This window comes from Cryobacterium sp. Y82 (genome assembly GCF_002929495.1).
GTDB lineage: Bacteria > Actinomycetota > Actinomycetes > Actinomycetales > Microbacteriaceae > Cryobacterium > Cryobacterium serini.
Map to the genome: position 1 here is coordinate 138,738 of NZ_PJJJ01000032.1, position 22,559 is coordinate 161,296.

Annotated in this window: 23 protein-coding genes; 14 read left to right on the forward strand and 9 right to left on the reverse strand. The window is 59.3% G+C overall.

The genetic code is table 11. The annotated features are described in order from the left end of the window. Positions 1 to 293 precede the first annotated feature (293 nt). Both CXY70_RS09515 and CXY70_RS09520 read right to left on the reverse strand, forming a co-directional pair. The gene (locus CXY70_RS09515) at positions 294 to 530 is read right to left on the reverse strand and encodes an acyl-CoA carboxylase epsilon subunit (RefSeq protein WP_104192122.1); all 237 of its coding nucleotides are present in this window, start codon (positions 528 to 530) and stop codon (positions 294 to 296) included. Beyond that, positions 530 to 2,134: an acyl-CoA carboxylase subunit beta gene (locus CXY70_RS09520; RefSeq protein WP_104192123.1), complete on the reverse strand. Its 1,605-nt coding sequence runs from the start codon at positions 2,132 to 2,134 to the stop codon at positions 530 to 532. The genes CXY70_RS09515 and CXY70_RS09520 overlap by 1 nt, the downstream gene beginning before the upstream one ends. Positions 2,135 to 2,357: 223 nt before the next feature. On the opposite strand from CXY70_RS09520, the gene CXY70_RS09525 reads away from it, so the two are divergent. Continuing rightward, positions 2,358 to 3,182, forward strand: coding sequence for a biotin--[acetyl-CoA-carboxylase] ligase (locus tag CXY70_RS09525; protein WP_104192124.1), 825 nt, complete (start codon positions 2,358 to 2,360; stop codon positions 3,180 to 3,182). An 8-nt stretch (positions 3,183 to 3,190) separates the two neighbouring features. Continuing rightward, positions 3,191 to 3,769 carry a PH domain-containing protein gene (locus tag CXY70_RS09530; RefSeq protein WP_233205864.1) on the forward strand — a complete coding sequence of 193 codons (579 nt, stop codon included), beginning with the start codon at positions 3,191 to 3,193 and terminating at the stop codon, positions 3,767 to 3,769. On the opposite strand, the gene CXY70_RS09535 is transcribed toward CXY70_RS09530, so the two are convergent. After that, a complete protein-coding gene (locus CXY70_RS09535) occupies positions 3,746 to 4,276 on the reverse strand; it encodes a GtrA family protein (RefSeq protein WP_104192125.1) in 531 nt (176 codons plus the stop codon). The genes CXY70_RS09530 and CXY70_RS09535 overlap by 24 nt on opposite strands. A 128-nt stretch (positions 4,277 to 4,404) precedes the next feature. On the opposite strand from CXY70_RS09535, the gene CXY70_RS09540 reads away from it, so the two are divergent. The 3 genes from CXY70_RS09540 to CXY70_RS09550 all read left to right on the forward strand — a co-directional run bounded on the left by CXY70_RS09540 (position 4,405) and on the right by CXY70_RS09550 (position 7,474). Further along, positions 4,405 to 5,541 (forward strand): 5-(carboxyamino)imidazole ribonucleotide synthase, encoded by a 1,137-nt coding sequence (locus CXY70_RS09540; protein WP_104192126.1) that lies wholly within the window; start codon positions 4,405 to 4,407, stop codon positions 5,539 to 5,541. An 83-nt stretch (positions 5,542 to 5,624) separates the two neighbouring features. Beyond that, the gene (purE, locus tag CXY70_RS09545) at positions 5,625 to 6,092 is read left to right on the forward strand and encodes a 5-(carboxyamino)imidazole ribonucleotide mutase (RefSeq protein WP_104192198.1); all 468 of its coding nucleotides are present in this window, start codon (positions 5,625 to 5,627) and stop codon (positions 6,090 to 6,092) included. Next, positions 6,089 to 7,474, forward strand: coding sequence for an LCP family protein (locus CXY70_RS09550; RefSeq protein WP_233205865.1), 1,386 nt, complete (start codon positions 6,089 to 6,091; stop codon positions 7,472 to 7,474). The genes purE and CXY70_RS09550 overlap by 4 nt, the downstream gene beginning before the upstream one ends. Positions 7,475 to 7,482: 8 nt before the next feature. On the opposite strand, the gene CXY70_RS09555 is transcribed toward CXY70_RS09550, so the two are convergent. The 4 genes from CXY70_RS09555 to rfbB are packed head-to-tail and all read right to left on the reverse strand — an operon-like array spanning position 7,483 to position 10,875. Then, positions 7,483 to 7,890, reverse strand: coding sequence for a GtrA family protein (locus tag CXY70_RS09555; protein WP_104192127.1), 408 nt, complete (start codon positions 7,888 to 7,890; stop codon positions 7,483 to 7,485). A 6-nt stretch (positions 7,891 to 7,896) separates the two neighbouring features. Continuing rightward, positions 7,897 to 9,036: a glycosyltransferase family 1 protein gene (locus CXY70_RS09560; RefSeq protein ID WP_104192128.1), complete on the reverse strand. Its 1,140-nt coding sequence runs from the start codon at positions 9,034 to 9,036 to the stop codon at positions 7,897 to 7,899. After that, positions 9,033 to 9,887, reverse strand: a complete 855-nt coding sequence (gene rfbD, locus CXY70_RS09565; protein ID WP_104192129.1) for a dTDP-4-dehydrorhamnose reductase — start codon at positions 9,885 to 9,887, stop codon at positions 9,033 to 9,035. Before rfbD ends, CXY70_RS09560 begins: the two co-directional genes overlap by 4 nt. Position 9,888: 1 nt before the next feature. Continuing rightward, positions 9,889 to 10,875 carry a dTDP-glucose 4,6-dehydratase gene (rfbB, locus tag CXY70_RS09570; protein ID WP_104192130.1) on the reverse strand — a complete coding sequence of 329 codons (987 nt, stop codon included), beginning with the start codon at positions 10,873 to 10,875 and terminating at the stop codon, positions 9,889 to 9,891. Between the two features lie 195 nt (positions 10,876 to 11,070). Between rfbB and CXY70_RS09575 the strand changes: the two genes are divergently transcribed. Genes CXY70_RS09575 through rfbA form a run of 3 tightly spaced genes read left to right on the forward strand, consistent with a single transcriptional unit; the run spans position 11,071 to position 13,562 of the window. Next, positions 11,071 to 12,027, forward strand: coding sequence for a class I SAM-dependent methyltransferase (locus CXY70_RS09575; protein WP_199183412.1), 957 nt, complete (start codon positions 11,071 to 11,073; stop codon positions 12,025 to 12,027). Positions 12,028 to 12,084: 57 nt separating this feature from the next. Continuing rightward, positions 12,085 to 12,693: a dTDP-4-dehydrorhamnose 3,5-epimerase family protein gene (locus CXY70_RS09580; RefSeq protein ID WP_104192132.1), complete on the forward strand. Its 609-nt coding sequence runs from the start codon at positions 12,085 to 12,087 to the stop codon at positions 12,691 to 12,693. Positions 12,694 to 12,698: 5 nt separating this feature from the next. Continuing rightward, a complete protein-coding gene (gene rfbA, locus CXY70_RS09585) occupies positions 12,699 to 13,562 on the forward strand; it encodes a glucose-1-phosphate thymidylyltransferase RfbA (RefSeq protein ID WP_104192133.1) in 864 nt (287 codons plus the stop codon). Positions 13,563 to 13,720: 158 nt separating this feature from the next. Here the strand turns inward: rfbA and CXY70_RS09590 are convergent, their stop codons facing one another. Further along, complete coding sequence (locus tag CXY70_RS09590; protein WP_104192134.1) at positions 13,721 to 15,106, reverse strand: polysaccharide pyruvyl transferase family protein; 1,386 nt, start codon at positions 15,104 to 15,106, stop codon at positions 13,721 to 13,723. A 458-nt stretch (positions 15,107 to 15,564) separates the two neighbouring features. Between CXY70_RS09590 and CXY70_RS18495 the strand changes: the two genes are divergently transcribed. The 4 genes from CXY70_RS18495 to CXY70_RS09605 all read left to right on the forward strand — a co-directional run bounded on the left by CXY70_RS18495 (position 15,565) and on the right by CXY70_RS09605 (position 19,667). Beyond that, on the forward strand, positions 15,565 to 15,858 hold the full coding sequence (locus CXY70_RS18495) for an NAD(P)-dependent oxidoreductase (protein WP_199183413.1): 294 nt from the start codon (positions 15,565 to 15,567) through the stop codon (positions 15,856 to 15,858). Beyond that, positions 15,858 to 16,430 carry an NAD(P)-dependent oxidoreductase gene (locus CXY70_RS09595; RefSeq protein WP_199183414.1) on the forward strand — a complete coding sequence of 191 codons (573 nt, stop codon included), beginning with the start codon at positions 15,858 to 15,860 and terminating at the stop codon, positions 16,428 to 16,430. The genes CXY70_RS18495 and CXY70_RS09595 overlap by 1 nt, the downstream gene beginning before the upstream one ends. Then, positions 16,427 to 18,718: a rhamnan synthesis F family protein gene (locus CXY70_RS09600; RefSeq protein WP_104192135.1), complete on the forward strand. Its 2,292-nt coding sequence runs from the start codon at positions 16,427 to 16,429 to the stop codon at positions 18,716 to 18,718. The genes CXY70_RS09595 and CXY70_RS09600 overlap by 4 nt, the downstream gene beginning before the upstream one ends. 682 nt (positions 18,719 to 19,400) lie before the next feature. Continuing rightward, positions 19,401 to 19,667 (forward strand): DDE-type integrase/transposase/recombinase, encoded by a 267-nt coding sequence (locus tag CXY70_RS09605; protein WP_146066101.1) that lies wholly within the window; start codon positions 19,401 to 19,403, stop codon positions 19,665 to 19,667. A 338-nt stretch (positions 19,668 to 20,005) separates the two neighbouring features. Here CXY70_RS09605 and CXY70_RS09610 read toward each other — a convergent pair whose 3' ends face one another. Further along, positions 20,006 to 20,917 carry a glycosyltransferase family 2 protein gene (locus tag CXY70_RS09610; protein ID WP_369852353.1) on the reverse strand — a complete coding sequence of 304 codons (912 nt, stop codon included), beginning with the start codon at positions 20,915 to 20,917 and terminating at the stop codon, positions 20,006 to 20,008. A 56-nt stretch (positions 20,918 to 20,973) separates the two neighbouring features. Here CXY70_RS09610 and CXY70_RS09615 point away from each other — a divergent pair, with 56 nt between their 5' ends. Continuing rightward, on the forward strand, positions 20,974 to 21,810 hold the full coding sequence (locus tag CXY70_RS09615) for an ABC transporter permease (RefSeq protein WP_104192138.1): 837 nt from the start codon (positions 20,974 to 20,976) through the stop codon (positions 21,808 to 21,810). An 83-nt stretch (positions 21,811 to 21,893) separates the two neighbouring features. After that, on the forward strand, positions 21,894 to 22,553 hold the full coding sequence (locus CXY70_RS09620) for an ABC transporter ATP-binding protein (protein WP_233205866.1): 660 nt from the start codon (positions 21,894 to 21,896) through the stop codon (positions 22,551 to 22,553). Positions 22,554 to 22,559 lie beyond the last annotated feature (6 nt).

The window sequence follows — 22,559 nt, forward strand, 5'->3', positions numbered from 1 at the left end:
GCCGGGGCCCACGCGAAAGGGGATCAGCCGAAGCTGATCCCCTAACGACTATTCGAGAAAGGACGACAACCCGAATGCCATCCGTTCTCGCCCCCAACACATTCGCTCGCTTACCCTAGTCAGCGAATGATTGGTGGTGAAACTCAAGGAGCATCACCGAGCATCTTCAGTCTGCACTACCAAACTCGTCTGCACAGTCGGCATTTAGGGGGACAGACGTACCGGTAGGTGGACAGGCCTCACACGGACGGGGCCCGGGCCCCGTCCGAAGGGGGTGGGGGGAAATCGAGGAGCTAGCCGGTGAAGCCGCGCCAGCGGTTGGCGCCGGGTTGCACCGGCACCCGCATGGGGCGCTGGTTTTGCTGCCAGGCACTCTGACCGCGTTCCGGCGCAGCCCGGCGTTCGTCGGACTCTTCCCGCAACAGACCCCGGATGATGGCGGTCACCGCCGACACCTCGACATCACTCACCTGCGTGGTCACGAAAACCAGCTCTGACGGGTCGAACTCTGAAGGCTTGGAAACAGGCATTACAGCGGAATGTTTCCGTGCTTCTTGGCAGGCAGGGTCGCCCGCTTGGTGCGAAGGGCCCGCATTGCCTTGATGACCGAAACCCGAGTAGCTGCCGGCTCGATGATGCCGTCGAGCTCGCCGCGTTCCGCCGCGAGAAACGGGCTCGCCACGTTGTAGGTGTACTCGTTGGCCAGGCGGGTGCGCACCGCTGCGACGTCTTCGCCGGCTTCTTCGGCCGCCTTGATTTCGGCGCGGTAGAGAATGTTCACGGCGCCCTGGCCGCCCATGACAGCGATTTCCGCGGTCGGCCAGGCCAGATTGGTGTCGGCGCCGAGCTGCTTGGATCCCATCACGATGTACGCGCCGCCGTAGGCCTTGCGCAGGATGACTGTGACCAGCGGCACGGTGGCCTCGGCGTAGGCGTACAGCAGTTTCGCGCCGCGGCGGATGATGCCGGTCCATTCCTGGTCGGTACCCGGCAGAAAGCCGGGCACGTCGACGAGGGTGAGGATGGGGATGGAGAACGCATCGCAGAACCGCACGAAGCGTGAAGCCTTTTCGCCGGCCTCGATGTTCAGGGTGCCGGCCATGGCGTTGGGCTGGTTGGCGACAATTCCGATGGAGCGGCCCTCGACCCGGGCGAACCCCACGACGATGTTCGGCGCGTACAGCGGCTGCGTTTCGAGAAAGTCGCCGTTGTCCACGATGTGCTCGATGACGGTCTTCACGTCATAGGGCTGGTTGGGCGAATCGGGGATGATCGTGTTGAGGCGACGGTCGGCATCCGTTGTTTCAAGCTCCACCTCGCTGTCGAACACCGGCAGCTCGGCCAGATTGTTGTCTGGCAGGTAGCTCAGCAGCGCACGAGCAAAGTCGAGCGCGTCGGGTTCATCGCTGGCGAGGTAGTGCGAGACACCCGAGATTTTGTTGTGGGTGAGGGCTCCGCCGAGCTCTTCCATGCCGACGTCTTCGCCGGTGACGGTCTTGATGACGTCGGGGCCGGTGACGAACATCTGGCTGGTCTTGTCGACCATGATCACAAAGTCGGTCAGAGCGGGGGAGTAGACCGCGCCGCCGGCGGCCGGACCGCAGATGATCGAGATCTGCGGAATGACACCGGATGCGGCCGTGTTGCGGCGAAAGATCTCGCCGTACTTGCCGAGGGCCACGACGCCCTCCTGAATGCGTGCTCCGCCGGAATCGAGAATGCCGATGATCGGCACGCCGGTCTTCAGGGCGAGGTCCATCACCTTGATGATCTTCTCGCCGGCGACCTCACCGAGTGAGCCGCCGAAGATAGTGAAGTCCTGCGAGTAGACGGCCACCTGTCGGCCGTGAATGGTGCCGGTTCCGGTAACGACAGCGTCGCCGTACGGCCGCTTCTTCTCCATGCCGAAAGCTACGGTGCGGTGCCGCACAAACTCGTCGAGCTCCACGAAAGAGCCCTGGTCGAGCAGCAGGTCGACGCGCTCGCGGGCGGTCATCTTGCCCTTGGCGTGCTGCTTTTCGATGGCGGTCGCCCCGCTGGCCGTCACGGCTTCGTGATAACGCAGCTTGAGGTCGGCGAGTTTTCCCGCCGTCGTATACAGGTCGGGTGCCGCGGCGGGCGTCTTATCAGTCACCTTTTCACTCTACCGGCACCCCCCGCACGCTCCCCGTTGACGATGTTCTACAACTTTGCCCCGCAACCCTGCACGTTTCCCCCTTCAGGGGTTCATTGGCCGGCCGAAACCCTTCGGCCCGGCTCATAAGTCCTGCAATTTGGTCAGAAACAGCTCGAAATAGGTGTTTTGAGGCCATATTCGACAGAATTGCAGGAGTTATGCCGAAGAGAGGGTCGCCACCATGGAGTTTTCGCTCAGCCGCACCGAGGTGAGCCGGTTCGAGTACCGTTCCGAGGCCACCTCGACCAACGATGTGCTCAAAGAACACGCCACAGCGGATGCCGCAGCCTGGCCCGACCTCTCGGTCATCGTCACTGACAACCAGACCCAGGGGCGTGGCCGGCTCGGCCGCGTCTGGTTGGCCCCGACCGGCAAGGCTCTGGCCATCTCCGTGCTCGTGCGCCCGGAGGTGCCGCGGCACGCCCTCGGCTGGTTCCCCCTGCTGGCCGGCGCCGCAATGACCCGCGCCGTGAAAACAGTCGTCGAGGCGAGCATGAAGCCGGTCGAAGGGGTCAAAGAAGCCGAGGAGCCCCGCCACGATACGAGCCTGAAGTGGCCAAACGACATACTGATCGACGGCTATAAGGTGTGCGGCATCCTGTGCGAGCTCTTGCCCGATACAAAGGGCATCATCATCGGCGCCGGTCTCAACCTCTCCCTCGACGAACACGATCTGCCTACCCTCACATCCACCTCTCTGCTGCTGGTCACCCGCACAACGCCCGACCCCGACCAGGTGCTCGCCGCCTACCTGCACGAGCTCGTCACGCTCTATGACGCATTCGTGAAAGCACACGGTGACGCGCAGGCGAGCGGCCTGCACGCCGCCGTCTCCGCGCTCTGCGGCACGCTCGGCAGCGTCGTGCGCGTGGAACTGCCCGGCGGCACCGACCTGATCGGCACCGCTACTGGCATTGACGCTGACGGTCGGCTGACCGTCGTCAACCAGGTCGATGGCGAGGAACGGTCTGTCGCCGCTGGCGATGTCACCCACCTGAGGTATTAATAGAGGTAATGAAGAAGAAAACGCAGGGCGAGACCAACGAGACCGAATCCTCCGGCTACGCCCGCGAGAGCCGGCCCGAGAAGGTTGTGGCTCGCCTGCGCCCCCACGCCCGCGTGCTGGTCTGGCCGACACTGCTCCTGTTCGTCCTGGCCGGTGGCACCGGCTACTTCTTCGGCAACATGGCGCAGCCGTGGCAGAACGCTCTTGTGCTCGGCGGCGCCATCGCGCTCGCCGTACTCGGCTGGCTGCTGCCGCTTGCTGCCTGGCTCACCAAGCGCTACACGATCACCACCCGCCGCATCATCTTTCGCTACGGATTCTTCGTGCGTACCCGCCAGGAGCTGCTGCACAGCCGCGGTTACGACGTGAGTGTGCGACAGAACTGGGTGCAGGCCGGTTTTCGTTCGGGTACGGTGCTGATCAATTCGGGGCTGGAGCATCCGCTGGTCTTGAAAGACGTTCCCAACGTCGACCTCGTGCAGAGCGCGCTGCACGACCTCATGGAAAAGGCGAGCACCGTCATGGGATCCCGGCGGCAGGAGCAGTCAGCCCACGCCGACGAGTCAGCGTTCTGGGGCCGCCGCTAACCGAATAGCCCCGGTGCGCGTGCTGACAGAACGGATACCAGCGGATGCCGGCGCCCCGCTCCGGCTCGGTGCAAACACCCAGTAGCGGTAGAGCGTGAAACGAAACATGGCCCCGAGCAGCAGTCCGACGACGTTACCCGAAATGTTGTCGGCAAGAAGGCTGGTGTAGCCGAGCACGTAGTGGCTGAACCACAGGCAGGCGATGCCAATGCCCATGCCCACGAGGCTCACCGCGAGAAACTCCAGGCCCTCCCGGGCCGTGTGATTCTGGCGGTTCTCGCTGAAGGTCCAGTACCGGTTGCCGAGCCAATTCACCAGAATGGCCAGCACCGTCGAGATGACCTTGGCGTAGATGGGGCCGGCGTGGACATCGGCGGAATCCAGCACGGTGGTGCGCAGCAGGTTGAACACCGTGAAGTCCACCACGAAGCCCAGCGCACCGACGGCACCGAACTTGAGACCCTGACTCAGAAAGCTGAGCAGGCGCTGCTTCAGAGTGATCGACATGCGTCCGTCCGACGTTCGGTAAACTGGGCTGAAAAGCGCTCAAGTCTCGAAGTCTACGGCGTGCTGAAATTTACGGGCTGAGTTTGACATGCGTTTAGCTGAACGCTTGCAGAGAAAATGGTGAACAGATGGCTTTGACCGTCGGCGTGATTGGAGCGGGCCAGCTGGCCCGCATGATGATTCCCGCGGCCGTAAACCTCGGCATCGAGCTGAAAGTTCTCGCCGAAGCGGATGGTATGTCCGCCGAGCTCGCTGCCGTGAGCGTCGGTGACTACCGCGACCTGGCCACGGTTCTCGCCTTCGCGAAGACCGTCGATGTGATCACCTTCGACCACGAACACGTGCCTCAGCAGATTCTGCGCGAACTCGTGCGAGCGGGCGTCACGGTGCACCCAGGCCCCGACGCCCTGCTCTACGCGCAGGACAAACTACTGATGCGCGAAAAGCTCGCCGAGCTGGGGCTTCCGGTGCCGGATTGGGCGCGCATCGTTGACGTCGCCGGGCTCGCCGAATTTCTCTCCAACCACGGCGGCCGCGCCGTCGTCAAGACCGCCCGCGGCGGTTACGACGGCAAGGGCGTGCGCGTGGTCAGCCACGAAAACGACGTCGATGACTGGTTTCAGGCGCTCGCCGAAGACGGCAACGGCGGCGCCCTGCTGGTCGAAGAGCTCGTGCACTTCAGCCGTGAGCTGGCCCAGGTGGTTGCCCGCCGACCGGGCGGAGAAATCGCGGTCTGGCCGGTCGTGGAGACCGTGCAACGCGACGGCGTCTGCGCCGAGGTCATTGCGCCGGCCCCCCAGTCCGCGGGCCGGATTGCCGACGTGGCCACCGACATCGCGGTGGCCGTGGCCGAGGGCATCGGCGTCACCGGGGTACTCGCTGTAGAGCTGTTTCAAACAACGGATGAGCGCCTCCTCATCAACGAATTGGCGATGCGCCCGCACAACAGCGGTCACTGGTCGATTGATGGCTCCACGACGAGCCAGTTCGAGCAGCACCTGCGGGCGGTGCTTGACCTGCCGCTCGGTGCGACCGGTGCCAGGGACCCGTGGACGGTCATGGTGAACATCTTCGGTGGGCCCGCGTCAGGCTCGCTGACTGACCGTTATGGGGCGGGTCTGGCACAGCATCCGCTCGTGAAAGTGCACAACTATGGCAAGGCCTCGCGGCCCGGCCGCAAGGTGGGCCATGTCACGGCAGGCGGCGACGATCTCGACGAAGTTGCCTACCAAGCGCGTGCCACTGCACAATTCTTTCAGCAGTGAGCAATAGGATCATTTGCGTGCCAGACAACACCGAGACATTCACCGAGCCCGCGAGTTTTAACGCGCCGCTCGTCGGCGTGGTCATGGGCAGCGACTCCGACTTCACCGTTATGAGCGCTGCAGCGCAGACTCTCACGGACTTTGGGGTGGCGCACGAGGTGCAGGTGGTCTCGGCGCACCGCACCCCCGAGAAGATGCTCGACTATGGGCGCAGCGCGCAGGCCCGCGGACTCAAGGTGATCATCGCCGGAGCCGGGGGAGCGGCGCACCTGCCCGGCATGCTCGCAGCCATGACCACACTGCCCGTGGTCGGGGTGCCCGTGCCGCTCGGACTGCTCGACGGCCTCGATTCGTTGCTGTCGATCGTGCAGATGCCAGCCGGCGTGCCGGTCGCTACGGTCTCGATCGGCGGGGCGAAGAACGCCGCGCTGATTGCGATCAAGATTCTCGCCACGAGCGATGACGCGCTGCGCCACAAACTCGAAGACTATTCCGTGCAGCTCGCAGACTTGGTCGAGCAGAAGAACCGGGACCTCCAGACGCGATTATGACCAGTGTGACAAACCAGGGCCGTGTGACAGACCCGATCCGGCACCCGAATTCCGGCTCCGCACGCATCATGACCACGCGTGCGTGGTGGCTTGTCGTACTCAATTTCGTTCTGCCTGGTTCGGCGCAGGTGCTGGCTGGCAACCGCCGCCTCGGCCGGTTTGGCCTCGGTGCCACCCTCACGCTGATCACCACTGCGATCATTGTCGGCGTTGTCTATCTGCTCTGGCCCACAGTCGTACTCACCGTGTTCACGAGCACCATCGGCCTGTGGGCTGCCGCCGCGGTGCTCGTGTTTTACGCGGTCACCTGGCTCGTGCTCACGCTCAACACCCTCAGCCTCATCAGGTTGGGCCGCGCGGCGCCGGGCGCCCGCCCGATCATCGCTGCGTTCTCGACGGTGCTCATGCTTTTTGTCACCGGAACCGCCGGCTACGGCGCCTTCGTCGCCACCTCGGCGAGCGGCTTCCTCTCCTCCGTGTTCGTCGCCGGACCGAGCGAACCGCCGGTCGACGGCCGCTACAACATCCTGCTGCTTGGTGGCGACGCCGGCGCCGACCGCGACGGCCTCCGCCCCGACAGTATGTCGGTGGTCAGCATCGACGCCACGACCGGCCAGGCCACCACCATCAGCATGCCGCGCAACCTCGAGGACGTGCCGTTCTCGACAGGGTCCTCGCTCGGCGCGCTCTACCCAGAGGGCTACGGCTCCATCAACGGATGCGACGTGTCGGGTACCTGCATGCTCAACTCCATCTTCACCGAGGCCGAGCTGAAACGCCCCGAGTACTACCCGAACGCCGTGGCCGAGGGCAGTTCCCCGGGTATCCAGGCCACGATCGAGGCGGCGCAGGGCATCACCGGACTGACCATTCAGTACTACGTACTCATCGATATGCAGGGGTTCTCCGACCTCATCGACGCTCTCGGCGGCGTCGATATTGACGTGCAGAACCGGGTACCGGTGCACACCGATGAGTATTTCAACAAGGTGTTGTTCTGGTTCGAGCCGGGCATGCAGCACATGGACGGCTACCACGCCCTCTGGTTTGCCCGCTCCCGGCACGGCACGAGCGATTACGACCGCATGCAACGCCAGACCCAGATGCAGGAGGCCCTGCTCGCCCAGGCCAGCCCGACGAACGTGCTGACAAAGTTTCAGGGTGTGGCCGCGGCCAGCTCCCGCGTAGTGAAGACGGACGTGCCGAAGGGCATGCTCCCCTACTTCGTGAACCTCGCGTCGAAGACTAAGGAACTGCCGGTTATCTCGGTGCCGCTGATTCCCGCGAACGGCGTCGACCCCGAAGACCCCGACTACTCCGCCATCCGGGCCATGATCGCGGCAGCCCTGGCCCCCGCGCCCACCGCCACCCCGGCCCCGTAGCTCGGCAGTTACTCGGAGCCATTGCGGCGAAACGAGAATTTCTTGTGCCCGAAAAAGCTCAGCAGTGTCGTGACCACGAGAATGATTAACTGGGCGAGCAACGGCGGCACTTGCACGATTTCCACTAGCAGCGGCAGCGCGGCGGCGTTGATTCCGATCGCGACCAGGTAGACGCTCACGAACCGGGCGAAGTCCCGCAGTACGTGGCCATGCACCACAAAGACGAACCGTCGGTACAGCACGAAGGCGAGGGAGATGCCGACCACGTAGGAGAGCGCGAGGCTGAGCAGATAGCCGAGGTAGACATCCGCAAAAACCCACAGGGTGAAGGCCGAAAAAATCAGATACCCGACGAGCGTGTTCGTGGCGCCGACCGCGAGAAAGCGAACCCGCTGGTCTTGCAGAAGCCTCAGCATCAAGGGCTACAGGTCCGCGTGCAGCTGCCAGACCCGCTCGGCGGAGTCCCGCCAACTGAAGGCTCGCGACCGGTCGCCACCAATGACGCGCAGGCGGCCCCGCAGCGCGCTGTCGCCGAGCACTCGATTCACCGCGTCAAGAAGCCGCTCGGGGTATCCCTTGGCCGACCGCTCGACCGCCACGCCAGCATCACCAGCGGCCTCGAGCAGTGCGGGGGCATCGGAGTGCACAACCGGGGTGCCGAGGTGGAACGCCTCGATGATCGGCAGCGCAAAGCCCTCTTCGAGGCTCGGGTAGACGAAGACGCTTGCCCGGGCAATCACCACGGCCAGGTCGGAGTCGCTCAGCCCCGACATCGCACGCACCCGCCCCGGCGCCAGCCCGACTTCATCGGCGACCGAGGCGAGGTCGAGTTCTCCCCAGGTGTCCGGTCCGAGCACGATCAGCGGCAGGTCCGGTGCCCCGGGCAGCCCGAGCGCCGTGATCAGCGAAGTGACGGCCTTGCGCGGGTCGAGCGACCCGGAAGTCAAAATGTACTGCGATGGCAGCGCCAGCGCCTGCAGGCGCTCCTCCACCAGGGGAATGGCCGGCAGCACGAGCCGCCGACCTACGGCGCCGCCGATCACGCGCACCCGGTCGCCCAGGTCCATGATCTCGGTCAGCTGCCGCGCCACGGCGTGGCTTGGCACGACGATCGCGTCGGCGTGCTTGCGGGCGCGCTTGAGCATGCCCTTGGTCCACGCCACTGTCGTCGGGGTCAGCGATGACGGATGCGTCCACGCCAGCACGTCGTGCAGCGTCACCGCGATCTGAGTACCGTCGTCCGCCCGGTTGTGACGGCGTAGTGGGGCAAGCAGCCCCGGCGCGTGGATCAGGCCGGTGCCCGACGACGCGGTCACGCCGAGGGCCCAGGCCGCGGCCAGCTCGCGGCGTGCCAAGCTTGTCTTGTGTAGGTTGGCCAGGCCGGGGAGGGCGGCCTCAATCAGTTCATACTGTGCGGGGGTCGACGACGAGACGATGCCTTCAACGTCGCACTCGGCCGGTGCCGTTGCGATCAGGGCGCGGGTGAGTTCCTCGGTATACCGCCCGATACCGCCCGGCACCGGGGCGACCATCTGGTCGACAACTACCCGCAGAGTGATCATGCCGTCTCGAAAACTCCGGCAGCAAACGCTTCGGCCTGAGCGTTTTGCCAGCTGCGCATCGGTGCAAGCCCGGCGGCAGCCCAGTTGGCGTGGCCGAGCACCGAATAAGCCGGCCGCGGTGCGGGCAGCACAAAGGCGGAGCTGTCGGTCGGCAGCACACGTTCCGGGTCGAGCCCGGCCAGGGCGAACACGTCACGAGCCTGGTCGAACTTCGACGCGACCCCGGCGTTCGTGCCGTGGTAGATGCCGGCCGGCGCGTCGGAATCCAGCAGCAGCACGATCTGCGCAGCCAGGTCCACCGTCCAGGTCGGCTGGCCAACCTGGTCGTCGACGACGCTCAACGTGTCGCGCGTACCAGCGGCCTTGAGCATGGTCTTGGCGAAGTTCGCGCCGTTCTTGCCGTACAGCCAGGCCGTGCGCACGATGTAGCTGCGCGCGGCGTGCTCGGCGAGCACGAAGTTCTCCCCGGCAGCCTTCGTGCGGCCATAGGCGGAGATCGGGCTGTACGGCGTGTTCTCGGAGTAGGGAGTGGTTGCGCTGCCGTCAAAGACGTAGTCCGTCGAAATCTGCACGAGTTTCGCCTGCAGAGCGGATGCCGCCACCGCCAGATTGCGCGGCCCCACCGCGTTCACCCGGTAGGCCTCGTCTTCATGACTCTCGGCGTCATCGACCTTGGTATACGCGGCGCAGTTGATGATGACGTCGTGCCCGGCCACGGCGGACGTGACCGCGCCCTGGTCGGTCACGTCGAGGTCGCTGCGGCCGAGGGCCGTCACGTCGCGGCCGGCCAGAGCCGTCTGCAGGTCGCGGCCCAGCATGCCGGTGGCCCCGGTGATCAGGTAGCGGGTCATGTTATTTCAGCGCCGCACGAGCCTTGAGGGGTTCCCACCACTGGCGGTTGTCGCGGTACCACTGCACGACGTCGGCGAGGCCCTGCTCAAACGGAACCTCCGGGGCATAACCCAGTTCGGCCTGAATCTTGGAGATGTCAACCGAGTAGCGCAGATCGTGACCAAGCCGGTCGGCGACGCGGTCAACGTACGACCAGTCCTTGCCGGTTGAGTCGAGCAGCAGCTGGGTGAGCTCCTTGTTGGTGAGCTCGGTGCCGCCGCCAATGTTGTAGATCTCGCCGGCGCGTCCGCCGACGAGCACCATCGCGATGGCCCGGGTGTGGTCATCCACGTGCAGCCAATCGCGAATGTTGTTGCCTTCGCCGTAGAGGGGAACGTGCAGGTCGTCGATCAGGTTGCTGACGAAAAGGGGAATGACCTTTTCGGGGAAGTGATACGGGCCGTAGTTGTTCGAGCAGCGCGTGATCGACACGTTGAGGCCGTGGGTGCGGTGATAGCTGCGGGCGAGCAGGTCGCTGCCGGCCTTCGACGCGCTGTAAGGGGAGTTGGGTTCGAGTGCCCGCTCCTCGTTCCAGGAGCCTTCGGCGATGGAGCCGTAGACCTCGTCGGTAGAGACGTGCACGAACCGGGCCAGCTTGTGGCGCAGTGCGGCATCGAGCAGCTGCTGGGTGCCGAGCACGTTGGTCTCCACAAAGATCGTGGAGTCCATCACCGAGCGGTCAACATGGCTTTCCGCGGCGAAGTGCACGACCGCGTCGAGCCCGGGAAACAGGGTGTCGAGCAGTTTGCCGTCGCGAATGTCGCCGTGCACAAAGGAATAGCGCGGTGAATTGGCGATCGGGGCGAGGTTTTCGAGGTTTCCCGAGTAGGTCAGTGCATCGAGCACGACAACCTCGGCGCCTTCCAGGCCCGGGTACTTGTCTTCAATCGTGCGTCGCACAAAGTTGGAGCCGATAAAACCGGCGCCGCCGGTGACGAGGATCTTCATATAGGAGTAACCGTTCCGTTCGCTTGCATGGCCTCCGCGATTCTACCGTGGCCGCCCGACGAATCCTGAGAGCATCGGAGTCGCAAACAATGTATGGATCGCGCGACGTACCAGATCTCCCCGAACAGCTACGATGAAGTCGACTTGCGCGGGCCACGACAGGCTTGGGTGAAAAGAAGCATAGAGGAGGCAGACTTGAACAACTTCGCCGATGCGAAGTCGTCGACAAATTCAAGCGAGGCGTGGCTACGTGCCAGCTCATATTGGAAACCGACGCACATCACAACCTCCGCATGGCTGGGTCACGCACCCTTCGCTTTTTGGCTCGTTGATGCGGTTCGCCCGCGCTCCATCGTTGAGCTAGGCACGCACTTCGGGTTCTCGTATTTCGTATTCTGCGAAGCGGCACATCGACTGAACCTCGAAACGAGGGCCTATGCCCTCGATACCTGGCAAGGAGATGACCAAGCCGGTATCTATGGCGAAGAAGTTTTCGACTCGGTCGCCGCGATCAACAATTCTGAGTACTCGTCCTTCTCCACACTGCTGCGCGGCCTTTTCGACGATTCCCTTCCTTCCATCGCTGATGGCAGCGTCGACCTTCTGCACATTGACGGTCGTCACGGTTATGAGGACATAACACACGATTTCGAGGCTTGGTTACCCAAAATGTCCAGTCGCGGCGTGGTCATATTTCATGACATCGCTGAACGTCAAGATGGGTTCGGCGTCTGGAAATTCTGGGAGGAGGTGGAAGACCAGTACCCGTCCTTTGCGTTCGAGCACTCGCACGGGTTGGGTGTTCTCGGAGTTGGGAAAATCCTGCCGCCAACCGTAGAGGCATTCTTTGCAGCAGCCGCGGAGTCGCCGGAACAGGTGCGGGCAGCCTACGAAAGTCTCGGACTCGAAATCGAGCGGCTCGCAGAGCTCCACCACAGTGCGCAGAATGCTGAGGCTCTCGCAATGAACGTTGCAGCGAGCGACGAGGCTCTCCGCCAGGCCCAGGCCGAACTCCGAGAAGCCCGCGCGCGCTTCGAGTCGGCGGAGGCCGACACCGTGGGGCTACGCCAGCAACTTCTTGAGCTTCAAACCAGCACGAGTTGGACCCTAACTCGGCCGTTCCGAGCCATCAGCGCCCGGCTGAAGCCGTAGTCGTGCGATGGTCTTCGCCCTACCGATCACAGTCGCAGCGATTGCTAGACTCCGAAGGTGCAGATTCGCGAACTCTCGATACCCGACTCATTTGAAATCACCCCGAAGCAGTTCGGTGATGATCGCGGGGTGTTCCTTGAGTGGTACCGCTTTGACAAACTTGAAGAAAAGGTCGGGCACAAGCTCGACCTCGCCCAGGCCAATACTTCCGTGTCAAAACAGGGTTCGGTGCGGGGCATTCACTTCGCGGATATCCCGCCAAGTCAGGCCAAGTACGTTACCGCTGTTCACGGGGCTGTGCTCGACTACATCATCGACATTCGCGTGGGCTCGCCAACGTTTGGCCAGTGGGACAGTGTACTTCTGGACGACATTGATCGTCGCGCCGTCTATCTCGCTGAGGGACTCGGCCACTGTTTTGTCGCGCTGACCGACAACGCGACGGTGAGTTACCTAGTGAACAGCACCTTCAGCCCGGGCCGCGAACACGGCATCAGCCCGCTCGACGAAGAGATCGCTCTCGTGTTCCCGCCCGAGGCCGGCGAACTGCTCCTCTCGCCCAAAGACACGGATGCTCCCACCCTCGCTGCCGCGGCCGCTTCCGGCCTGCTACCCACGTGGAACGACGCCCGCGCCTACTACGCCACTTTGAACGACAGGAACTAACACACATGCGTGGAATCATTCTCGCCGGCGGCTCGGGCACACGCCTGTGGCCGATCACCAAGGGCATCTCGAAGCAGCTCATGCCTATCTATGACAAGCCCATGATCTACTACCCTTTGTCGACTCTGATGATGGCGGATATCAGAGAGATTCTGATCATCACCACCCCGGAGTACAACGAGCAGTTCCGGGCGTTGCTCGGTGACGGCTCCGATCTGGGTATTCGCATTGAGTACGCCGTTCAGCCTTCGCCAGACGGTCTTGCCCAGGCGTTCATTATCGGCGAGGAATTCATCGGCGACAAGAGCGTTGCTCTCGTACTCGGAGACAACATCTTTCACGGAGCCGGCCTCGGATCGGCACTGCGAGGGAACGCGCAGATTGACGGAGCGCGCATCTTCGCGTACCACGTCAGCAACCCGACGTCCTACGGTGTCGTTGAGTTTGATGAATCCGGAACGGCTATCTCGATTGAAGAGAAGCCACCAAAGCCGAAAAGTAACTATGCAGTTCCGGGACTGTATTTCTACGACAACTCTGTTGTCGAAATTGCTAAAACCATTGAGCCAAGTGCGCGTGGTGAGCTTGAAATCAGCACGGTAAATGAACGCTACCTAGAGCAGGGAAGCCTGCATGTCCAGGTACTGGATCGCGGCACCGCCTGGCTTGATACTGGCACGTTTGAGTCCATGATGCAGGCTTCCGAGTACGTGCGAGTCATTGAAGACCGCCAGGGTTTCAAGGTTGGCTGTATAGAAGAGATTGCATGGCGTGCGGGGTGGATCTCGGATGCAGAATTAGCTGTGCTCGCTGCCCCTCTCATTAAGAGTGGATATGGTCGTTATCTCAATAATCTAATAGCCGCGTGATTTGGGTAACTCACCCCTAGCCTTTGTCCGGTTAAAGAGAATCGAACTCCTGAGGGAGTAGACACTCCGAGCATATGAGCGGCTCAAGATAATCTACGAGCAGTTGCGGCCAGCCGAAAGACATGCAACTATTCGTTTCGTTGCGCATGGTTCGAGGTTCATGAACGGCGACTGCTGAGTTCATGCTCTAACCATTCAATTTTTGCACTGAAATGTTGTGAAGACGAAGCTGCCCCTGCTTCTATTGATTCCATTCTCGAACGCAAGTGAAGTGCAGTCGCTTCGGCGTTTTCTTCAAGCCATTGCAGCTTTTCGGATACAAAATCAAATCGAATTTGGATACTCCGCAAACGAGAGCTCATGTCGAAGTTGGATAAAATAAGATTGGCCAGAACTGCACTCCGTACGCCCGATTTTACGGGCGGTGCCTCGACGTCGGCTGATCCCGCAATAAATTCTGCGAGAGTATCGAAATGGGTCTCGACCCGCGCAATGATCGTCGCCAACTTCGATGGAGCCAAGGGCATCTGGTCGATGGATTTCATGACCGTGCGCAATTCTCCTATGGTCTCGGCATACCTCGTTTGGCAATCTAGAGAACGGAAGAGATCAGCACTCTTGTCGTAATTCATATAGTTGAAGCACACGGCCCTGACGCCATGGGCAAGAGCTGTGATTGCGCCGTGATAGCTGACACCGACATATAACTCCGCTCGTCGAATCACTGCGGCCATTTCTGTGATTGATTCGCTGATCCAGACGGATGATGGAGACAACATTTGCGATTCTAGAGTGCGTAATGCCCCAAGATCCCCGTGCGCATTGGAAAGTGGCAGCAATATTGCATGGAGGTCATTTTCTGCCGCGTAAACCGAGAGCACCCCCGCCAATTCCGCGATATTGTCCTTACTTAAGAAGCGATTGATGTGGACTACGAAGTAAGCCATTTCCGGCAGTGGAGTCCGTAAATTGTCTTCAGTTATTGAAAGGTATTTTGCGAGCGCCAGAGCGGTATCAGGACAAACAGTAATTTTATCGCTGGACAGTCCCAGAACACCTAGATTCTTCAGGGATGTGTCGTTGCGCACTGAAATGTACTTGCTCTGCTCAATAAGACCTTTGGCAATCGAGGAGATTTCGATCGGGAAGGTGTAGGGGACGTCGGGTGCATTCCACAACAAGGGGACGTCGTACTCGGCGCAGAAGACCGAGGTCACTATCCAAGTCTCAGCGATTGCGTAGTCCTGCAATTCCGCATTGTCTCCCAAAAACTGATGAAGGACCTCGGCGTGGACGAGGGCGCCGCCCCCGATGACGACCGCATCGAATGGTTCGATTCGGTGCATTTCTTCCAAGGTCGCGAGCGCATGGACGACTCGACTGCTGGGTGTAAGCCTGGGTTTGGTGTTAGTCGGTGCGAACTCAACCAGCTCTATGTCCAGACCACGAAGTCGCAGGGCTTCCCGAAAGATCTCGGGGAACAAAAGATCCCCATAGTTCTCAACATCGAATGCACCGGACATAGCAACTCGAAGGTTCTTCATTGCGCAACCTTATCCGCGGAAGGTGTCAGTACGGCAACTGAACGATCCGAAGACCACGACCCGCAGGCCCGGTCCGGGGCAATCGACTGCCTCGTTTTGATCCTGACGGCCCCAACGAACACCTCCGCAAGCGCCCCGCACGGAATCACCCCACGCATGATCGTTCGACCGTATACGCCAAGTCGCCTGCAGAAAAGCAGTCAAGGGCTATGGCGCCCACGGCGGCTGCCGTTGGCAGGCGACTACCGCAACAGGAGAAGGATGATCGGCGTCAGTATTCGGCCTTGAGGCCGCACGGCGTCGGATGACGTCACTTCGTTCGGATACAGCGTCTGCGCGCTGGTGCCAAACAATGCGTCTAATATAACGTATAGACGATGTTCATTAGGGCACTCCTGCGGTCTTGACTAAGCGGTGTCAATTTCCTGCATCCAGTCAGGCACACACGGGGGAAGAACATGGCGAAGAAAATCTTGGTTACCGGCGCTGCTGGCTACATTGGACGTCACGTCGTCAAAAGGCTCTGCGACATGGGCGCTGAAGTCACCGCCGTCGTGAGACAGCGCTCTGGACAGAGTCTCAAAATTGACTCCCGCGCTGAGCTTGTGGAGCAAGATATTTTTAAAATTGAGGGAGATCCTTTTGCACTCTTTGGATCGCCGGATGTGTGCCTTCACCTGGCGTGGGAAGCAGGTTTCTCCCATAACTCTGCAACGCACATGCTTCCTTATCTAAGCACTACGACTTTTTGATGAAAATGATCGATGGCGGCCTGAACCAACTTGCCGTTGCCGGCACGGTGCACGAAATTGGCCCACACTTCGGCATCGTCCAGGACGATGCACCTGCCTCGCCTGTGACTTTATACGGAATCAGCAAGAATAGCTTACATGAGGCCCTCAAAGTCCAGTCAACGATCAGAGATTTCTCGCTCCAATGGCTCAGGCTCTTCTACTTAGTTGGAGACGACAAATTCAACAATTCAATATTTACTCGCATCGTTGAAGCCGCAGAACGCGGTGACGAAACTGTACCTTTCACGGACGGCAAGAATGCCTTCGACTTCCTCGACGTCACGGAATCCGCTGATCAGATATCCAAGGCAGTATTGCAAGACGATGTTTTGGGCGTGATTAATTGTTGCAGTGGAGCTCCGACGCGAATTGGGGTTGCGGTGGAAAAGTTCATCGTCCAAAGCGGCTATGAAATCAAGCTCCAGTACGGGAGATATCCGAATCGGCTAGGCGAGTCTAGTTCTTTGTATGGCGACGCATCAAAAATTCGTCAGATAATGCAGGCCTGGGAATTGCAGCTAACAAAGTGAAACTTGATAGCAGCCAGCAAACGTCTAGGTTTGGGATTTATTTTTTTTATGATCCGTCCGGAATAGTCGATGAGTATATATTTCATTTCCTAAATGAATTAGATCCGTTCTTCACAGAGATGATATTTGTTGTAAACGGAAAGCTTGCACTCGAGAGTCGGCAGAAACTTGCTTTGATTTCCGGACTACAGGTAATTGTTCGGGAGAACTCGGGGCTCGATGTCTGGGCGTACAAGACCGCTTTGGACTATAAAGGATGGCGCGCTCTAAGCGCCTTCGATGAAATCGTTCTTCTAAACTTTACTATCATGGGTCCGGTCAACTCGTTCGCGGATATGTTTGATGAAATGGATGCTAAGGACCTCGATTTCTGGGGGCTTACAGTTCACAATGGTGCAGATTATGACCCATGGGGGAAGATGCCCGATGGGGTGATCCCGTTGCATTTGCAATCGCACTTTATAGCCATACGCAAATCCATGGTTTGCAGTCCCGAATTTCAACGGTACTGGGACGACATGATTCCTATCGAATCGTACTTGGATTCCGTGGCGAAGCATGAGGCACTATTCACGCAGCGATTCGCCAATATGGGATTCGCTTGGGCCTCGTACGTCGATACTGTTGACCTCGAAAACGTTCTGTATTATCCTCTTTTTAATCAACCGATCGATTTGATTGAAAATCGTAAATGCCCCGTCTTTAAGCGTAAGTCGTTCTTCGCTGGGACAGAATCGTACATTTATGAGAATTCGAACCTTGTGGCGCGGGATCTGTTAGACTATCTTCGCGAAACGGGGCGATTCGAGATGCGACTACTGATTCCGCACTTGATTCGCTCATGCCATTTAAGTGACCTCGCAGACACTCTTAACCTCCTTGAGGTCCTTCCAACAAATGCAAGTGACGTTGTGAACGATTTTCAAACATGCATCATAGCGCGAATTGACACTGCCGAGCAAGCCCGTGTGATTGTTGCACGCATCGGGAGCAGGCTAGATACAACTTTAATCGTGGCGCTGAAAAATAGTCTCGACAGAGCGGATATCCGCGCAGCTCTCAAAGACGCAGTGGTAACTGTGGAAATCGTCGAAGACGTAGGTCTGTTGGGGCTTTTGGCAGCAGCTCGTCCTTATGGTCTAGCGTGTTTCGTTGACCATATGGGGGATGAGGGTCGTTTTCCTTTTTCCAGTCGAGATGCCAAGTCTGAGTCGATTTTGAGCTGTCTTATTGACTCACCCGCATACGTAGATGCTGTTATTGAACGTTTTTCTAGCGACAGGTATCTAGGTGTGTTGAGTCCGCTCCCGCCAGTACACGGTGAATATTTTGGTAGCTTAGGGAACGAGTGGGGCGACGCTTTCAAGTCGGTCAGGACACACCTGAGCGAGCTCGACCTGAACGTTCCGCTAGACGAAGCGATACCACCAGTGGCACGTGCTTTAGGCTCGTTCTGGTTTCGACCGACTTCCTTATCCCCGTGGCTGAAGAAGTGGAAGTCTGTCGACAAATTTTTCGATGACGTGAGTTGTGGCGATTTGGCGGCAAAGGAAGACGCGACGCGATTAACTCTTCCCTTTATGGCGCAGGCCGCAGGGTATTACTCTAGCCAATTGGCTCCTGTGTCTACTGTGCGAAATCAGTTGACAAATATGACTTATTACCTGCGGGAGATCAATAAGACCGCACGATCAAGGCGCGGTGATAATTTTTCTCAACTTCTTGCGAAGGTTCGTCAGGAAGATGTAGACCTGACTTTCGCGGCGTACTTTAACTATGGAAATGGTTATAGTCAGATCCAGAGCGTGCAAGGCACTTATGAGTCAGGTGCCGCACGGGGTAGCTCTCGATATGCGAATATTCAAGTTCCGCCTGGAACTATTTCTGTTCGATTCGATCCGGTGGAAAACGGTATCACTCTGAGTGAAGGCGTTAGGATCGAACCATCATCGACTTTGAAGATTGCGCCGATTAATGGCGCAATAGCTGGCACGCAAGACATATTTCTCACTATTGATGGACAGTATGAGATAACTGGATGCTTCGACGACATTGCAAGTATTCGCATTTGCTTAGACTCGATTTCGGTGTTCATTCCGACGGATGACGATGTGGATCGAGTGGGAAATGATCTGGATAGACTCCGCCTCAGATTGGGGTCCGATTGGAGTCAACTCGCGCTGGAGCGAGACCGTGCGAATTCGGCGCTGGAGGAAATTCGGGCCACTCGCAGTTGGCGGTACACGCAATTTCTTAGGAATCTACTATCTCTGACTCGGCGCGGCTGAATTTTATGGAGGCTGTTTCGGCGTACGTAAAGGCCAAATTCTCAATGCGGGAACACGGGTGCTTCGCTAGGTGTACTTCCAAAGTAGGTTGGCTGAGTAACGACACGCTGTAGTCATTGAACGTGGGTGCGAGCCTCCGGTTGTTGACCGAGGCGGTCAAAGTCCAAGTACTTCAGAATAGATGTCGTCGCGCCCACGTCAATGCTGCGTTGACTCAACGTCACCGTCTGTGGCATAGACCCGTATCGTCGAGCAAGACCGCTCCATCGGCAGTGCGTCCGGCTGTTCAACGTCTCGTGGCTGTCCGCAGAACGGTGGGCGATCGACACACGCCTCAACGAGCCGCGACGGGCTGGAGGAGCGGTCGTCACGTCCGCACCGATCGGCTAACGAGACACCTCAGAACGAAGTGCGGCAGTTCGTCCCCCTGCGCTGGAATGGGGGATTGTGACCCGTTGCGATCGGCGCGAATCTTGATATGCCGCCTTAGACCGTTCACTCGGTTCTGACTTGGCGTCGCTCGAATAACCCCCATCACGTTGAGGGGGCGCACCGGTGAGGTCGTGCGGCGCTACGAGCACGCCAGTTCGGGGCGGTGATCCACGTCGACGTCAAAAACTCGGCAGCATCCGCGGTGGCGCCGGATGGTTCTTCGTCGGCCGGCAGCAAGAATCGAGCCGCAATGCGCAACCAGAAAAGGAACGCTCTCTATAACTCACTTATCGGGGCCGCCTTCGTGCGGGCCATCGTCGATGCTCACTCCCTCGTCGCCTACGTCGAGAACCACAATGACGAGATCGCTGAGACAGCGTCGGAGTTCTGCCGCGTGGCCGTGGTCTGGTTCGCCGCGCGCGGCGCGACCGTGGAACGGGTCTTGTCGGACAACGGCTCGGCCTGCACATCAAACGTCTGGGGCGCCACGTGCCGTGACTTGGATATCAAGGTTTAACCGATTCGACGCTTCAGAATCAGCAGGTCGAAACGCTTTGCCAGCGTGAACCACGAGTACAGTCAACACGGGCCCACACCGCCATGGGCAACCATCCACCCATCAGCCGCTTACCCAACGTCCCTGGGTAGGACAGCTAGATCATGTGCTGCCGGTCGGCTGCCTAGCGGCTCGGTCGTATAACCGCATCACGGGGACTAGTCCGATCGGGTCTCTACTAGCCGAAAGTAGTCAGCCGGAGCGGCCAAAGAATGAGGAACTACTGCGGCTGTGAACCAAGGCGCTTTCGACTTCCTAACGGCTACGAGAGATTTAAATAAATGCGCCCGGGTCCTTGTCTACGTGTGGTTTGCAGGCCTCCGCGCCTCTATACGAGCGCGCATACTAAGACCAGCTGCAAGCATGACCCTGAGGGGCAGGAGCCACGGTCCGGAGTATTTCTTGAATAGAAATTTCTGAGCGCTGTCGTGGTGAGCGCGTATCATCCCGGCGGACTCATCGCGCGTTGACGTGGAGTGAGCACCGGTATGCACGACGACGGCGGCTGGCTCATAGACGTTTCGGAGGCCAAGTTGCCCGATCCGGTATCCGAGGTCGACATCTTCGAAATACATGAAATAGCTCTCATCGAAGCCTTTTAGCTGGTCGAAAACAGATCGGCGGATCATCAGGAAGGCTCCGGAAAGCCAGCCTGCATCGCGTCGCTCCAGGGCAATCTCGGATTCTTTACGATAGGTACGTGTCCATGGGTTTCTGGGCCATAGATTGGTGAAGATCGCGTGCCCGATTCCGGAACGGAGCGAAGGAATGGTGCGGGCTGACGGGTACACCTCGCCGTCCGATGAGAGGATGCAGGGTCCAACGGCAGCGATCGTCTTGTCAACCGCGCATTCGAGGAGGCTGTCAATCGCGCCGGGGTTCACGGTTACATCGGGGTTGCTTACTACGACCCATTCGATCTCTGGTCCTAAGGTATGCACGGCGGTGTTGATGGCATTCCCATAGCCTTGATTTGAGGGCATCGCGAGGTAGGTTGCACCTGCACTGGCTGTCATCGACCTGACATCGTTGCTGGTCGCCATCGGCTTATTGTCCGCTACGACGACTCGGAGCGGCTGGCGGGATGCCGATGGCAGGGATGCAAGAAATGGTCCGAGGACGTTCTCGGAACCGTAGCTCACGGTGACGACGGCCACACGTGCGGTAGGGGCGGGAGGCTTCGATACGGTGGACATACGACTCCCAATCATAGTTCTAGGCTAGATTGACATGCGGCCATACCGGCCAGATACCCCAGTGAGGCTAAATGCGATACCTAAAGGAAGTTCTCGCGTCGCGAGAACTTTTGGCCAATCTCACCCTGCGTGAGATTCGCGGTCAGTACAAACGTACGATTTTCGGCCAACTCTGGTCGTTGGTGAACCCACTGGCCTCGATGTTGGTTTACACCCTCGTCTTCGCGTTCATCCTTCGAGTGGAACCGGAAGCCGGTGACCCCAGCGGACTGGACATTTTTGCCGTTTGGTTGCTCTGCGGGCTTCTTCCGTTCGCGTTCTTCTCAAATGTGGTGCAGCAAGGCATGGGATCCATTCTGGGCAACGTCGGGCTTGTACAGAAGGTTTACTTCGCGCGAATTGTGCTTCCACTTTCCAAGGTCGGCTCAGTCGGCTACAACTGGCTCTTTGAAATGGGTGTGCTCGTTGTAGTGCTGGTGATTTTCGGTGCTTTTGTCTGGCCGTGGCTCCCGCTCGTCGTCGTGACCATGGTGCTGCTGGCCATCTTCGCGGCAGGGATCGCGCTCATGCTGGCCGTGGCCAACGTGCACTTTCGCGACACTCAGTACTTTGTCTCGATCATCATGCAAATCTGGATGTACCTGACACCAATCATTTATCCCATTAGCTTGGTTGCGGTTCAATCAGACAAATACGGTGGACTCTTCGGGACCTCGGTCACGATCCTTGATGTCTACCGCATTAATCCCTTGGAGCGATTTGTTGCAGTATTCCGCCAGCTCCTCTACGACAATCGGTGGCCCGATCCGCAGGATTTTTTGCTCTGTGCAATTTGGGCCCTCGCCGCGTTCACCGTAGGACTGTGGATTTTCCGACGGAGCGAGAAAGGACTGGCTGAAGCACTATGAGCGAAGTCGCCGTAAGCATTGAGCACGTCAGTAAGAAATTTCGGCTTTACCATGAACGAAACCAATCCATCAAATCGGCAGTCATGCGCGGGCGCAGATCCGTGCACGAAGACTTTTGGGCGCTGAAGGACGTTGGCTTTGAGGTGCCAGTCGGGTCGACCTTCGGCCTGATCGGTAGCAACGGGTCGGGGAAGTCAACTCTCTTGAAATGCCTGGCCAAGATCTACTATCCCGAGACAGGAAGCATTACCTACAACGGCAAGATCGCAGCGCTCCTTGAAGTCGGGTCGGGGTTTCATCCAGAGCTCTCAGGCAGAGAGAACATCTTTCTCAACGGTTCGATCCTCGGGATGTCAAAGAAAGAGATCACCGCAAAGTTTGACGAAATCGTCGATTTTTCGGGAGTAGAAAAGTTCATCGACCAACCGGTCAAGAACTATTCGTCGGGAATGTACGTGCGGCTCGGTTTTTCAGTCGCGATCAATGTGAACCCCGATATCCTCGTGGTCGATGAAGTTCTGGCCGTCGGCGACACCGAATTCCAGGCCAAATGTGCGCAGAAATTCCGGGATTTCAAGAATCAAGGACGAACAGTCATTCTGGTCAGCCATTCCATGACCTCCGTGCGCGAGATGTGTGACAGTGCAGCGTGGCTAAGCCACGGGGAGCTCGTCAAGGTCGGTCCGGCCGACGAAACGATCGACGCATACCTCGACTCGTTGCCGGGGGCGTCGGCAGCCTAGAAAAGC

What these genes read in the sequence shown, in the direction of transcription:
- CXY70_RS09605 (WP_146066101.1), top strand. Translation starts at nt 19,401, where the DNA reads ATGCGCAACCAGAAAAGGAACGCTCTCTATAACTCACTTATCGGGGCC.
- rfbB (WP_104192130.1), bottom strand. Translation starts at nt 10,875, where the DNA reads ATGAAGATCCTCGTCACCGGCGGCGCCGGTTTTATCGGCTCCAACTTT.
- CXY70_RS18495 (WP_199183413.1), top strand. Translation starts at nt 15,565, where the DNA reads ATGGCGAAGAAAATCTTGGTTACCGGCGCTGCTGGCTACATTGGACGT.
- CXY70_RS09595 (WP_199183414.1), top strand. Translation starts at nt 15,858, where the DNA reads ATGAAAATGATCGATGGCGGCCTGAACCAACTTGCCGTTGCCGGCACG.
- CXY70_RS09515 (WP_104192122.1), bottom strand. Translation starts at nt 530, where the DNA reads ATGCCTGTTTCCAAGCCTTCAGAGTTCGACCCGTCAGAGCTGGTTTTC.
- CXY70_RS09530 (WP_233205864.1), top strand. Translation starts at nt 3,191, where the DNA reads ATGAAGAAGAAAACGCAGGGCGAGACCAACGAGACCGAATCCTCCGGC.
- rfbD (WP_104192129.1), bottom strand. Translation starts at nt 9,887, where the DNA reads ATGACCCGCTACCTGATCACCGGGGCCACCGGCATGCTGGGCCGCGAC.
- CXY70_RS09610 (WP_369852353.1), bottom strand. Translation starts at nt 20,917, where the DNA reads ATGATTGGGAGTCGTATGTCCACCGTATCGAAGCCTCCCGCCCCTACC.
- CXY70_RS09590 (WP_104192134.1), bottom strand. Translation starts at nt 15,106, where the DNA reads ATGAAGAACCTTCGAGTTGCTATGTCCGGTGCATTCGATGTTGAGAAC.
- purE (WP_104192198.1), top strand. Translation starts at nt 5,625, where the DNA reads ATGGGCAGCGACTCCGACTTCACCGTTATGAGCGCTGCAGCGCAGACT.
- CXY70_RS09555 (WP_104192127.1), bottom strand. Translation starts at nt 7,890, where the DNA reads ATGCTGAGGCTTCTGCAAGACCAGCGGGTTCGCTTTCTCGCGGTCGGC.
- CXY70_RS09550 (WP_233205865.1), top strand. Translation starts at nt 6,089, where the DNA reads ATGACCAGTGTGACAAACCAGGGCCGTGTGACAGACCCGATCCGGCAC.
- CXY70_RS09535 (WP_104192125.1), bottom strand. Translation starts at nt 4,276, where the DNA reads ATGTCGATCACTCTGAAGCAGCGCCTGCTCAGCTTTCTGAGTCAGGGT.
- CXY70_RS09525 (WP_104192124.1), top strand. Translation starts at nt 2,358, where the DNA reads ATGGAGTTTTCGCTCAGCCGCACCGAGGTGAGCCGGTTCGAGTACCGT.
- rfbA (WP_104192133.1), top strand. Translation starts at nt 12,699, where the DNA reads ATGCGTGGAATCATTCTCGCCGGCGGCTCGGGCACACGCCTGTGGCCG.
- CXY70_RS09615 (WP_104192138.1), top strand. Translation starts at nt 20,974, where the DNA reads ATGCGATACCTAAAGGAAGTTCTCGCGTCGCGAGAACTTTTGGCCAAT.
- CXY70_RS09620 (WP_233205866.1), top strand. Translation starts at nt 21,894, where the DNA reads ATGCGCGGGCGCAGATCCGTGCACGAAGACTTTTGGGCGCTGAAGGAC.
- CXY70_RS09540 (WP_104192126.1), top strand. Translation starts at nt 4,405, where the DNA reads ATGGCTTTGACCGTCGGCGTGATTGGAGCGGGCCAGCTGGCCCGCATG.
- CXY70_RS09560 (WP_104192128.1), bottom strand. Translation starts at nt 9,036, where the DNA reads ATGATCACTCTGCGGGTAGTTGTCGACCAGATGGTCGCCCCGGTGCCG.